Below are 12,311 nucleotides of genomic sequence, written 5' to 3'. Positions count from 1 at the left end.
GCAGCGCATTTTAGAAGGAGCGAAGGGCCGTCGGGGAACGGGTCGCAACCTGTGCGGCTAAAGGCCGAAGACTTTCAGCGCGGCGTCTATCATTCCCTCGATGCCGTGTTTGGCGTGGCCTCGCCCCCACCGGGCACCAAGGGCCTCTTCGAGGATCAGGATGCCACTGCCCCCTTCCACGCGATCCTTGAGCAATTGCTCCCATCCCAGCAAGTAAGACGAGAAGGTCACCGTTCTCGTCACCGAATAGGCAAGATCGGCAGAGAAGCCGATCAGCTGCGCTTGGCCGAAGACACGCCCCGCTCCGACGCCCCGATGCGCCCCCCCCCCCGTCCGCCCTTGAGAACCAGCTCGGGGGTCCATGAAAAGCGATGTGGCGCAGCTGCAAGGTCAGCCACGCATTGAGCGACGTCAGCCGCCAGTGTGTTGAAACGCGAAGCGGCCGGTCGACCGGCTGGACGATTGCGGCCAGTGCGCGCGGTTTAGGGACGCATGCCGCCTATTCGGGAATTTGCAGCACCATCACCTCGGCAAGGGGTCACGGGCAGCCGAGATGGTGGTGGCCTCGCCTTCGCTGCGGATGCGCATTAGAAAGTTGAGCCTTGGCTGCAAGGCTGCTGACGGGGTGACGCCAGTCCAGGAACCACTGTTTTCCCTTGGCGCCGCCAGGCGAGGCGGTCTAGAGATGATCCTGCCGCACGAGCAGTTCGTGCCCCGCCGCCAGCCGTATTCCGACCGAGGTCTGTGAACGCGCGGCCGGCGGCACGATCGCGCTGCCGGCCGGCGCATGGATGCGGATAGCGGGTCGCCGCATCGCGATCGGCGCTAGCACGATATAGCAGAACAGCCGGATGGCGTACGGGTTGATCAGGATCACGATGAAGGCGGCTGCCGCCTGCCAAAGAATGGCTCGTTCATGCAGGCAATTGCCCCACAGCCTGGTTTTCGCGCCCAGACTCCCGCGCCATTCGAATTTCGCCCGCCGCAGATCCGCCCCGAGTGACGACCGCAAGTCGGCCACTGGCGCGTCGATCGAACCCGGGATCTTGCTGAATTTCTGCTCGGCTTCGCGCTGTGCCACGGTCAGGTCGCGCCGCATGCGAGCGACCGCGTCGTAAGCGCCGATCTTGTGACGTGCATCGGCGTCCGCATCTGTCTGTGCGGCTGTGAGCGCGCGGTGGTCGGTATTGTCGAACCCTGACCGTATACGCCACCGGGAGCGGCGTTCAAATGCTGCCCCGTGTGTTCCTACGCGGTCGCAGCTGCTGATCGCCGACAAAGCAAGCGATCGGCTAGCCTCGGCGTCGGCCGCGGCCATGACGACGCGCATATTCAGGGTTGCTAGGTCACGCGTGGCGTGAAGACTGGTGAGCTCGCCTAAGCTTGACACCCGAGCGCGTCCGCGTCGCAGGGCGCCGCGAGACGTCCTGGCGGTACGGAGGCCGATCCACTCCGCGACGTTCGTTGCATCCGCCGCCCCCATGGCAACGGATTGCGTCCTGAACTTTGGAGGGGTCGCCCCGCGAGACCCCATCATGCGGCGGCACATGCCGGCCGCGACGACGACCTTGCTACTGTCAATGCCATCTCAGAGAACCCTTGCATCCGACGCGATTAGACGAAGAGCACCTGTTCCCATCGCTGCGGCGAGACGGATCATCGAAGGATGGCGGACGGACTACGAGGCAACCCCACCCCCCCTGTCCTCGTTTTTCCAATCGAATTGCTCTACGGTTCGGTATGACCTTGAAACCGACCCAAGCCACCCGATCTGCGGACACCCGTCGGGGCATCCAGTCCGTGGGAATAGGCCTGCGTGTGCTGACAGCGCTGGCCTCTCAACGGGGAGCAGCGACGTTGACCACGATTGCACAAAGCGCGGATCTCTCAGCAAGTCAGACTCATCGCTATCTAAGCAGCCTGATAGATGCAGGAATGGTGAAGCAGGAGCAGAGGTCGGGTTCGTACGATCTGGACTCCGGGGCGATTCGGATAGGCTTGGCGGCCCTCGCGCGGATCGATGTCTTTCGAATGGCGGATGAAGTGTTCCGCGACTTTGCGCAATCGACCGGTCGCACCCTGCTTGTGGCGATCTGGGGCGATGCAGGGCCGACGATCGTTCGCTGGTTCGATGGTTCGCCCCCGGTAATCACCTCACTCGCAATCGGTTCGGTGCTGCCACTGCTGCGTTCCGCTACCGGGCGGGTCTTCTACGCCTTCGGCGACCGGGCGCACGTCGACCGCCTTGAACACGGTGCGATGGAGGACGAGTTGCATTTCGTCCGGGACGCCGAGTCGATCCGCGAACAGGTTGCGGCTGAACTGGTGGCGGTGGTCCGTGGGGATCTTATTCCGGGCTTGCGTGCTGCCGCGGCTCCTGTTTTCGATCTCCAGGGCCGGCTTGTTCTTGTCGCCTCTGCGTTATCGAATGAGGCTCGTGGCAGCAGCGGGGACGATCAAGAGACGATCACCCAGTTGCAAGGCGCGTGCAAATATCTCACGGAATGCCTGGGAGGGACGTGGCCGACGCGCCAGCCCCCCCGGAGGTCGAAATCGAAGGCTCAGCCAAGCAAGACGCGAACTCCTACGGAAGCCTGAGCTATCCCCGGCGCATGGGTGTTGCGTGCCCGATTTCACCGAGGGCAGCGCTACGATCAAGGACATGACAAAGCGAAGGTGCAGGCTGCTTCGCACCGCGACTGGGCTCCTGCCTTTCAGGCAGGATAAGCGTCTGGCGCTGCCGCGAGACCGATCCTTCACCAACTCAAACCGAGGCAGCTTAGTCAAACCTTATCGAGTTAGAAGCAGTCGTTGGTTCAATAGGCGTCGGCCTGGCGGTTGGGCACGGCCCCAGCGAACTCCGGCATTGCAGCACAGGCCTCGTCGACAGCGGCAATGCGGGGCCATACCAGCTCGACTCCGAACCGTCGCGCATTCCCGAGCTGGGGCACCAGGCAGATGTCGGCGAGCGTCGGCTGATCGCCCACACAGAACCGGCCTCCCCGCCGCTGGATCAGCTGTTCCGTCGCTGCGAGGCCATCCATTATCGTCGTCCGCGCCCAGTCGTCTGCCGCCTCCTGCCCCCCAATTTGCCGAACCCGGTCCAGAATTTTGAGGTTCTGAATCGGGTGGATGTCGCACGCGATCGCCAGTGCAATCGACCGAGCGATCGCGCGGTCGACCGGGTCGGCGGGCAAGAGCGGCGGGTCCGGATGGAGCTCGTCCAGGAACTCGATGATAGCGAGCGACTGGGTCAGGACCACCTCGTCGTCGAGCTCCAGGGCCGGCACGAGGGCTTGAGGGTTGACTGCGAGATAGTTTGCCGCGCGCTGCTCGCCCTTTCGCAGGTGATGAGAGCTGTGCGTCACCGTTAAGCCCTTGAGCGCAAGGGCGATCCGGACACGCCAGCTCGCCGTCGACCGAAAATATCCATGGAGGATCATGCGGCGGGCGGCCCGACGCGCACGTTCACAGCAGTAAGGCCGTCGATCTCCACCCGGAGTTCGTCACCTTCGACAACCGCCCCGACACCGGCCGGAGTGCCCGTGTAGACGAGGTCACCCGGCTCGATGCGATAAAGCCCGGAGAGAAAGACGAGGATGTCGGCAACGGGCCAAATCAGGTCGGCGAGGTCGGCGCTTTGCCTGACTTCACCGTTGACCCGCATGCGGATAGCGCCCGTCTCGGGATGCCCCGAGGCGGCTGCCGGATGTATCAAACCGAGGGGCGAACTCGCTTCGACATTCTTGCCCGTGTCCCAGGGACGCCCGCTGCTGCGCGCTTCGAGCTGCAAGTCGCGGCGCGTCATGTCGAGCCCGGTCGCGTAGCCGTAGACGTGGTCGAGCGCCTCTTCGCGCGAGAGGTTGCGGCCAGATTGGCCGATCGCGACGACCAGTTCGGCCTCGTAATGAAAATTGCCGGTTTTCTGGGGATAGGGGACCGTGGTGCCGTCGAACACCACCGTCTCTGCCCACTTGGTGAAGAAAAATGGCGGGTCACGTTCTGGATCTTTGCCCATCTCCCGGGCGTGCTCGGCGTAATTCCGCCCCACACAGAAAATCCGCCGAACCGGAAAACCATGCTGCTCGCCGGCGACTGGTGCGGTGACCGCGGCCGGAAGTTCGAATAGTTGAGTCATGCTTTTGCCTCTCGATAGAGTCCGAGCTTCTCCTGGGCCGCACGGTCGGAATAGCCGAACAGCACAAGTTCATCCGTCGCCCGAATGCGTAACGTGTGCCAAGAGGGCACGACGAAGATGTCGCCATGCTTGAGACCTTGCTCGATCTCGCCGATCTGCGCCTGGCCGCTGCCCTCGACGACGGTGAAGACCGTGGCGTCGGTTGACTTTCGCCCCCTACTCTCAAAGCCGGCAGGCAACAGGCGGACGTGGGCGGAAATCGTCGGCATGATCGCCCCCCCGTTGGCAGGATTAAGGAACTCGAGCGCATGGCCGAGATGTGGATCGGGAGCATCGGCCTCCGCCAGCGAGGTAAGGCTATGACGCCATTCCGAATAGGGATAGTGGAACAGCGGCAGTTCTGTGGGACGGCGGTCTGCCGTCGAACCCCGCATAGGGCGAAGGTTGCGCCCATAGCGCCGCATGCTGTCGTCAGCTGGCGCGCTCTCTGACATGGCCTCCTGACCCAGTTTCTCCGCGAAGCTCGCGTCGAAGTGGTGGACCGTGGGGATGTCGAGGCCGTCAAGCCAGATCATCGGTTTGCCAGATACGTTTCCGTGATCGTGCCACTGCCAGTTGGGGGTGAGTATGAGGTCGAAGGGCCGCATGACAGCTTTCTCGCCATCCACCGCGGTAAAAGCGCCGTCGCCGTCCAGCACGAAGCGCAGGGCGCACTGCGAGTGGCGGTGGCAAGGTGCGACTTCTCCGGGCAGGATAAGTTGAAGCCCGGCATAAAGGCTTGACGTGATGCCGGAGGTGCCGGGAAGGCCAGGATTCTCCAGGATGAGCACACGGCGTTCTGCGTCATGCGCGCTGATGAGATCGCCGGCACGCATCAGATAGTCTCTGATCTCGGAAAAGTTCCACTTGACCGCCTTGGTCTGGCCCCGAGGCTCCGGGGTGACAAGGGCGGCGAGATGCTCCCACAAGGGGTACAGACCCTTCGGGCGCATCTCATCGTACAGCCCCTCCAGCTGCTGGCGCTGGTCGTTGACTAGCGTCGACATGTCATACCTCCCCCTGGCCGACTTCGACCAGAATCACGTCGTCCTCGACCCTCACCCGGAAGGTGCGAACAGGTACGGTGCACGGGGCACCGGTCGGTTTGCCCGTGCGCACGTCGAACGTCCCCTGGTGCAGCGGACATTCGATATTGTGGCCTTCGAGATAGCCGTCCGCGAGGCTTGCCTGACCATGCGTGCACACTACCGAAGTGGCGTAATATTCTTCGTCGACACGATACAGTGCTACCCAGACGTTGCCGGCCTGCGCGCTGGCAAGGCCCTCCTCGCCGAGCTCCGATGTCGGAATCGTCTTGATCCAAGGCATTTTGGGGAAATCCTATGCAGGGTAGATGAGGCTGTTAGGAATCATCTCCGAATCGAAGACGACGTCCCGGCGCTCAAGCGCCAGTCGACCGTCAACTTCGACGACGCTATCGTAGCAGCGCGCGGAAAGAATGATCTCGGACTGCTTGTCGATGAGGGTCTGGACTAACAGCAAATTGTGTTCGACCGGCACCGCGCCATCGGCTCCCCGGCCGATCTTCAGCGGACCGGCGAAGCGACGGTAATAGCGCGGCGCATAGACTTGCGTGGTGCGCAGGCCAGTGACACGGTCCATGAGCATGCCGCGGCTTTCCGCCCCGATGGTGGCTAGACTGAAACCTCGCTCGTAATTCTCCCGCGAGATGACTCGGTATACGCAGTCTTCGGTGAAGAAGTTGGGCCACGCCTCAAGATCCACCGCATCCAGCGTGGCGTAATAGTCATCGAAGAGATCGCGGATCGCTTCACGCGAGTTGAGGAGGCCAGCGCCGGCCGCACCCTGGCATTCCATCGCTTCATGCATAGCCCATCACCTTGCGCCAATAGTCGTACATGCCGCGGATCGCCGTTTCGGTGACCATGTGGTCGGTGCATTCGATTTCGCGGCCGCCCATCGTGACCAGGGCTGCCTCGTCCTCCGAGGGAGAGAAGCCCTGCTGACTGAACTCGATGACCTCGCCGTCGTCGGCCGAAACGAACCCGGCCGGACCGAACAGGTTCGCCTGTCGTGTGCGGCGCTGCTTCATCTCGGAACTGTCGTCGGCGTAGGTCCAATGGGTCCAGTGGAAGTCGAAAGCCCCGGGTCCAGATGGTACGATCTGCCTGGTGGTAAGAGAGTTGACCTGCTGCTGTAGAATCACGCTCGGGAAGATCGTGATCATGCCGACGGTCTCCTCGCCCGTGAATTCCTGCACCACGTCGAGGATGCGAGGATCGTTGAGGACGAGGTCGCTCTTGAACTGCCGCATGTCCGCGGTGACCTCATTCTGCTCCTTTTCGCCCTTGCGGCTGATCAAAATCCCGTGTCGGCCCAGGTCATCGATGTCGACGGCTGATTTCTGGTCCGCCCGGAACAGGCCAAATGTCACGAAGAACACGTGTAGGAGTCCTGCATGGTAAGGGTCCTTGATGTTCTCCTGCATCAGCTTCCAGTTTCCCGGGATGCGCTGCCGATTATAGCCCAGCACCTCGAGCTTCCGACCGTCGTAGACGCGCGTGTAATGCTTCCAGAAGCGCTCGCCGAGATATTCGCGGAAGGACGGCGTCTCGTCAGAGAATGTCGCCCATACGACGCCATTGGCTTCCTCCACGCGCAAGCGATGGAGACCGTTGGCGGACGGATCAAAGTCGGCCGGCATTCCGCCCTGCTTCTTCACGCCGCGGCGGAAAGGCACGCCGATCAAATCGCCCCTCAGCGAGTAGGCCCACTGGTGGTAAGGGCAAAGGAGATCCTGCCGGTTGCCGAACCGCTCCTGGCAGAACTTCAGCCCCCGGTGCGCGCATCGATTCTCGACAACCGTAATCTCGTCGACCCCGCTCCTGACCATGATGACAGGGCGTTCGCCAAGCGTCGTGGTCTTGAAGTCTCCGACGTTCGGAATCTCGCATTCGAGGCCGACGTACAGCCAGTGCGGGCCGTACCAGATCTTGTCGATCTCCTCCCGATACACCTGTGGATCGGTATAGACCCAGAACGGCACTCGCCCCCGCCCATCTTCAGGCCATGTGTGATTCTTGCTCACCGACAACTCCAGGCTCTCCCTGCTTGACTCTATGCCACATAGTACAACTATTTGCACATAGGAAAACGCGCACCGTCACCGTTGCGTGATTTGCACATTGTGCTAATGATACCGCAATAAGCAAGGAGTGTTTAGTGTCAGGTCCTTTGGGCGAGGAGCAGCGGGAAAATCGTTGGTCGCTTCCGGCCACCGGCACAGTCCTGATCGTCGGCGCGGGCGAAGCCGGCGTCGCTGCGGCCGCGGCGCTGCGTGAGGGTGGATTTGGCGGCCACGTGATGCTGGCAACCGACGAGGCAGGCATTCCCTACGAACGCCCCCCATTATCGAAGCAGCAGCTGAAATCTGATGACGAGCCGGAACGGCTGATTCGTCCGGCCGAGTGGTTCGCGGCAGAGCGGATCGAACTGATCCCGAACACTTGCATTTCTGAGATCGACCCCGCAGCCCGCCGCGCGCGGCTCGGCGACTCTGGCCAGGTGGTCTCCTACGACGCGCTCCTGCTGGCCACCGGCGCGCGCGCGCGCAGGCTTCAAGGCGATCCGGCGGGTGTTCACTACCTCCGTACGCGGGAGGACGCCGCCAGGCTACGCAGCGCGCTTCGCGCGGCACGCTCGGTGGTGGTCCTGGGCGGGGGCGTGATCGGCCTGGAGGTTGCATCGACCGCCGTTGAGCTCGGCCTGGATGTCACCGTGATCGATCCCGCGCCGAGGCTCATGCACCGCGCCGTCGCGCCCGAGATCTCCGCACTGCTTGCTGATCTTCACCGCGCGGCCGGCGTGACGCTCGTCCTGGAAAGCGGCCCTATTGCAGTGGAAGCGGATGGACGCGGCGGTGCCCTGGTTCGGGTTGGCGAAGCTACGCATTCAGCGGATGTGTGCGTCGCCGGGATCGGGGTGATACCAAACGATGACCTGGCCCGCGCAGCAGGCTGCGCGGTCGACAACGGCGTCGTTGTCGATGGCTGTGGACGCACGAGCCTCGAGCGCATCTACGCCGCTGGCGACGTCGCCAGTTTTCACCATCCGACCTACGGCCATTCCCTGAGAGTGGAGGCATGGCAGCATGCGGGACGGCATGGGGCGCACGTCGCCAGATCGATGCTGGGGATCGACGATGCCTATGCGGAAGTCCCTTGGTTTTGGACCGACCAGTTGGAGACCAACATTCAGGTCGCCGGCTTGGCAGCTGATTGCGACCAGACGGTCTGGCGCGGCACGTCGATCTCCGGAACCGCATTCCACTTTCGCAACGGCGTGCTTCGTGGTGTCTCGACCGTGAACAATGGGCGGGACATTCGCCCATCGAGCAGGCTGATCGCGAGCGGTTGGCGCGGTGATTCTAGGCTGTTGACCGACCCCACCCGCCCCCTCGGCAAGATCGCTTCCGACCTGCTCGTCGAATTTTAGACAACTCAGTTCTAGCGAGAGAATGATGACCTTTGTAGTACCACCGCTTGAAACCGTTACCGTTCCGGTCGCCAGCTCGACCGACCTGTTTCCGGTCCGCCGCATCTTCTGCGTCGGGCGCAATTACAGCGATCACGTCAAGGAAATGGGTGGCGATCCGGAGCGAAACCCGCCATTTTTCTTCTCCAAGCCGGCAGACGCCATCGTTCCAAGCGGGGCGACCGTGCGCTACCCGACACTCACCAAGGAGTTCCATTACGAGATCGAGCTGGTCGTCGCGATCGGGAAGCCAGCCTTCCAGATTTCGCCAGAGGAGGCGAACAACCACATCTACGGCTATGCCGTGGGCATCGATCTTACGCGTCGTGACATCCAGATGGCTGCGCTCAAGGCCGGACTGCCCTGGGATTTCGGGAAGGCCTTTGACGAGTCGGCCCCGTGCGCGCCGATCCACCCCATATCCCAGACAGGCGTCATCGAGGATGCTCGTATATGGTTGAAGGTGAACGGCGAGACGAAGCAGGACGCCCGGACGGCCGACCTCATCTGGTCTGTGCCTGAATTGCTCTCGACGCTCAGCCACGGGATAGCGCTCAAGCCGGGTGACCTTGTCTATACAGGCACACCAGCAGGCGTGGCCGCCATCGTTACGGGAGACCGTATCGAAGGGGGTGTCGAAGGACTAGGCGACATCGAGATTACGATCGGCGCAGGTTATTGATCTATCGGTCCAGGAAAAAAACCATGTCCGATGTCAGCATTACGTCCGACACTGCACCTTCTCAGGCAGTCGTCGAGCCGGCGCTCAAGCTCAAATTCATCTCTCACGGCACTCTGGAGTCGCGCAACATCGACTTCTTGCGACGTTTTACGAGAAATTCCCCGGCTTCGAGACTGTCCGCACCAGTAAAATCTCCCTTTGGGCCCGCTTTGGCGGACCATGTATACGTCGTGGTGAAATCACCCCCCGGTGAGGAGGCGGTGATGCCCTTTCTTAATCACAACGGCATCGACGTGGAGACGGATGCGAAGGTTGACGAAGCCTACCGAACCGTCCTGCGCGACGCCGACAAATGCAACTCCACGATATTTCCGAGCCGATCGTGCAGCATGGCAGCTACAGCTTCTATTTCCGCGACGCCGACGAGAATTACTGGGAGATACTGAGCAACCCGAAAGGCGGGTACGGCTGGATGTTCGAACGCGGAGACCTGACCGGCCGGGGCCATCTCGCCCGCGATTTTGATCGGCCGGTCAGCTAGCCGGATTGCCGTTCGCCATATGGCGAACGGCTCACAAGTAGCGTCGCGGCAGCGGCCTACGTTGTTCATAGGCGGTCGAGGGATAGAGAAATGTCCGATGTAAACTCGCCCACTGGTTGGGGCGTCTTGATCGCGCGCGCCGCGACACCCCGTCGGGAGGGACCGGCGACGGTCAACCGCGCGCTTCCGGGAGGAAACCTGCCGCATGCCAACCCGTTCATGGCCCTTGGCGAGTATATCATCCCATCCGGCTCAGCCGGGTTCGGGTATCATCCCCACCGGGGCGTCGAGATGGTGACGTACCAGCTGGACGGCACGATGGAGCATCGTGAGCCAGACGGAACCCGGCTCGAACTGCCTGCCGGCCGCGCGATGCACTTGTTCGCGGGATCCGGAATGGTGCACAGCGAGTCTCCGTTGGGTGATCAACCTTCCCACGGCGTACAGCGCTGGATCGCGCTACTGCCTGATGTGGCTCAACTGCCGCCGCGACGCGAGGCTGGAGAGGTTCCCGTCACATGCACAGATGGCGTGACGGTCCGTCATGTTGCTGGACTGGAAGCCGCGGTCAGAACCGAGGTCCAGAGCCTGTATCTGGACATCAGCCACGAACCCGGCTCAAGTGCCCGACATCGGCTGCCTCGTGGCTGGACGGCCATAGTCCAGATTCTTTCGGGAGAAGCGCACATTGGTGACGAGCGCAGACTGCTTCGCCAGCATGACTTCGCCATCTTAACCGACGGCGACCATCTCTTCGTCGAAACGGCCGAGGAATCGGTGCGCTATGTGTTGCTGGGCGGCGAATCGATCGGCGAAGTCGGGGCAGGTGATGCGGATGCAAATTACAGAAGGTAATCGCGGGGTTGGGAACCCCACGCTGTCAAACTATGTAATTAGAAGCTCGGTGCGCGGTTACGGTTGTGGAGCGCCAGGCGACGGTGCGCCTAAGGAGTTTGTTGTCAGCCAGCACCGAGTCCTCGCGCAGCGCGCCGCCTGTTCAGATAATCATTCCCTGCAAAGCTGTCGTCCTCTACCTGCTTTCGCGGCTTTCTTCTCGCTTTCGCGCCTTGAAAAGCGCCGTGAGCGCTGCCACCGACGAAATCGCGACGGCGACGAGGATGTTGGAGCGCGCCGCAGGACCGGCCAGATGAAGTGCCAAGGCGGCAAACGCAGCTCCTGCCGTCTGACCGACCAGCCGTGCGGCCGCCTGCATTCCCCCGGCCGCTCCGCTGCGCTCGTATGGGCTCGCGGCAAGCATGGTTCGATTGTTAGGCGTCTGGAACAGGCCAAAACCAGCGCCACTCAGCGCCGAACAGGCTGCCAATGCAGCGAGTGATGCTGAATCGGGCATCAGGGCAATTCCCATCAGCCCTATTGCAAACACAACCAGGCCAACGAAGACAAGTTTCTCCAGCGGGAAATTTTCGAGCAACCGTCCTGACGCGAACGCGGTAATCCCGACGGCGATCGCCCAAGGCGTGATGACCAATCCTACTGTCGCCGTGTCGAAGCCATATTGCGCGTGGAGGAAGAATGGCAGCGCGATCATCGCCATCATCTGCGCCGCAAACGTCAACGCAGAAACCAGGTAAGCAAGCCGGAGCTCTCGAAAGCCAAGCAAGTCGACAGGCAGGATTGGATGCCGTTGCGCGCGCGCCGACCGCAGCATGACCGCGAAGGCAGCCGTACCGCTTGCAATTTGCAGGAAGGTCGCAGGTCCGAGTTCGAGATGGCTGAGCCGCGCGAAGCCCAGCGCCAGCACACCGATCGCAGCCGCCGAAAGCAGAGCCTGACGCCAGTCGAATGGCGTTACTGTACCGCGTTGCTCTGGCAGAGTGCGCCAGCCGATCACTAGTGAGAGAAGACCGACCGGGAGGTTGATCGCGAACAGCCAAGGCCAGGCAGCGATCTCCAGTATTCCGGCCGCGAGTGCAGGGCCGGCGGCTGTTGCGACCGCGATCACGAGCGCATTGTGGCCGATCCCGCGGCCCATCGACGCCTTGGAAAAGGTGAAGCGCACGATCGCTCCATTGACGGCCATCACACCCCCCGCCCCAATCCCTTGGACGCACCGCGCGACGGTAAGCGACCACAATCCACCGGACAGCGCGCAACCGAGCGAACCGACGAGAAAGACGATCAAGCCCACCTGATAAACAAGGCGATATCCCATTCGCTCGCCCAATGCTGCGCAGGGGAACAGTGCCATGGTGATCGCGATCTGATAGGCGTTCACGATCCAGACCGAGGCGCTCGCCGTGGTGCCTAACTCGCGTGCAATCACCGGCAAGGCGACATTCGCGATCGTCGTGTCGATAGCCATCAATGCGATGGCGATCCACATGGCCGCCGAGGCAAACCACAAGCGAGGCACAGGCAGCCCTTCGTGGCCCATC

14 protein-coding genes and 1 pseudogene are annotated in these 12,311 nt (G+C 62.2%); 6 read left to right on the top strand and 9 right to left on the bottom strand.

What is annotated here, in order from left to right; all coding sequences use genetic code 11:
• Nucleotides 1-57: 57 nt before the first annotated feature.
• Nucleotides 58-231 carry a hypothetical protein gene (locus HL653_RS10620; RefSeq protein WP_171744506.1) on the bottom strand — a complete coding sequence of 58 codons (174 nt, stop codon included), beginning with the start codon at nucleotides 229-231 and terminating at the stop codon, nucleotides 58-60.
• Between the two features lie 448 nt (nucleotides 232-679).
• Nucleotides 680-1,318 carry a hypothetical protein gene (locus HL653_RS10615; RefSeq protein WP_171744505.1) on the bottom strand — a complete coding sequence of 213 codons (639 nt, stop codon included), beginning with the start codon at nucleotides 1,316-1,318 and terminating at the stop codon, nucleotides 680-682.
• 422 nt (nucleotides 1,319-1,740) lie between these two features.
• Between HL653_RS10615 and HL653_RS24595 the strand changes: the two are divergent.
• Together HL653_RS24595 and HL653_RS10610 are read left to right on the top strand one after the other, a co-directional pair.
• Nucleotides 1,741-1,890, top strand: a pseudogene (locus HL653_RS24595) (helix-turn-helix domain-containing protein); the annotation flags it as partial.
• A gap of 45 nt (nucleotides 1,891-1,935) precedes the next feature.
• Entirely contained in the window at nucleotides 1,936-2,598 is a 663-nt protein-coding gene (locus HL653_RS10610; RefSeq protein ID WP_253717875.1) for an IclR family transcriptional regulator, read from the top strand.
• Nucleotides 2,599-2,816: 218 nt separating this feature from the next.
• Here the strand turns inward: HL653_RS10610 and maiA are convergent, their stop codons facing one another.
• The 6 genes from maiA to HL653_RS10580 are packed head-to-tail and all read right to left on the bottom strand — an operon-like array spanning nucleotide 2,817 to nucleotide 7,247.
• Nucleotides 2,817-3,443 carry a maleylacetoacetate isomerase gene (gene maiA, locus HL653_RS10605; protein WP_171744503.1) on the bottom strand — a complete coding sequence of 209 codons (627 nt, stop codon included), beginning with the start codon at nucleotides 3,441-3,443 and terminating at the stop codon, nucleotides 2,817-2,819.
• Nucleotides 3,440-4,138 (bottom strand): fumarylacetoacetate hydrolase family protein, encoded by a 699-nt coding sequence (locus HL653_RS10600; protein ID WP_171744502.1) that lies wholly within the window; start codon nucleotides 4,136-4,138, stop codon nucleotides 3,440-3,442. The genes maiA and HL653_RS10600 overlap by 4 nt, the downstream gene beginning before the upstream one ends.
• Nucleotides 4,135-5,184 carry a gentisate 1,2-dioxygenase gene (gtdA, locus tag HL653_RS10595; protein WP_171744501.1) on the bottom strand — a complete coding sequence of 350 codons (1,050 nt, stop codon included), beginning with the start codon at nucleotides 5,182-5,184 and terminating at the stop codon, nucleotides 4,135-4,137. Before gtdA ends, HL653_RS10600 begins: the two co-directional genes overlap by 4 nt.
• Nucleotide 5,185: 1 nt before the next feature.
• A complete protein-coding gene (locus HL653_RS10590; RefSeq protein ID WP_171744500.1) occupies nucleotides 5,186-5,506 on the bottom strand; it encodes a non-heme iron oxygenase ferredoxin subunit in 321 nt (106 codons plus the stop codon).
• Nucleotides 5,507-5,518: 12 nt separating this feature from the next.
• Complete coding sequence (locus HL653_RS10585) at nucleotides 5,519-6,028, bottom strand: aromatic-ring-hydroxylating dioxygenase subunit beta (RefSeq protein WP_216599972.1); 510 nt, start codon at nucleotides 6,026-6,028, stop codon at nucleotides 5,519-5,521.
• Entirely contained in the window at nucleotides 6,021-7,247 is a 1,227-nt protein-coding gene (locus HL653_RS10580) for an aromatic ring-hydroxylating dioxygenase subunit alpha (RefSeq protein WP_253717874.1), read from the bottom strand. Before HL653_RS10580 ends, HL653_RS10585 begins: the two co-directional genes overlap by 8 nt.
• Nucleotides 7,248-7,381: 134 nt before the next feature.
• Here HL653_RS10580 and HL653_RS10575 point away from each other — a divergent pair, with 134 nt between their 5' ends.
• The 4 genes from HL653_RS10575 (at nucleotide 7,382) to HL653_RS10560 (ending at nucleotide 10,770) form a co-directional block, all read left to right on the top strand.
• Nucleotides 7,382-8,653, top strand: a complete 1,272-nt coding sequence (locus HL653_RS10575; RefSeq protein WP_171744499.1) for an NAD(P)/FAD-dependent oxidoreductase — start codon at nucleotides 7,382-7,384, stop codon at nucleotides 8,651-8,653.
• Between the two features lie 22 nt (nucleotides 8,654-8,675).
• Nucleotides 8,676-9,374: a fumarylacetoacetate hydrolase family protein gene (locus HL653_RS10570; RefSeq protein WP_171744498.1), complete on the top strand. Its 699-nt coding sequence runs from the start codon at nucleotides 8,676-8,678 to the stop codon at nucleotides 9,372-9,374.
• Nucleotides 9,375-9,726: 352 nt separating this feature from the next.
• The gene (locus tag HL653_RS10565) at nucleotides 9,727-9,915 is read left to right on the top strand and encodes a hypothetical protein (RefSeq protein ID WP_171744497.1); all 189 of its coding nucleotides are present in this window, start codon (nucleotides 9,727-9,729) and stop codon (nucleotides 9,913-9,915) included.
• A 90-nt stretch (nucleotides 9,916-10,005) separates the two neighbouring features.
• Nucleotides 10,006-10,770, top strand: a complete 765-nt coding sequence (locus HL653_RS10560; RefSeq protein ID WP_171744496.1) for a pirin family protein — start codon at nucleotides 10,006-10,008, stop codon at nucleotides 10,768-10,770.
• Nucleotides 10,771-10,945: 175 nt separating this feature from the next.
• Here the strand turns inward: HL653_RS10560 and HL653_RS10555 are convergent, their stop codons facing one another.
• Nucleotides 10,946-12,310 (bottom strand): MFS transporter, encoded by a 1,365-nt coding sequence (locus HL653_RS10555; RefSeq protein WP_171744495.1) that lies wholly within the window; start codon nucleotides 12,308-12,310, stop codon nucleotides 10,946-10,948.
• Nucleotide 12,311: the final 1 nt, after the last annotated feature.

This window comes from Sphingomonas sp. AP4-R1 (assembly GCF_013113735.1).
GTDB lineage: Bacteria > Pseudomonadota > Alphaproteobacteria > Sphingomonadales > Sphingomonadaceae > Sphingomonas_I.
This window is presented reverse-complemented; position numbering and strand designations above follow the sequence as displayed.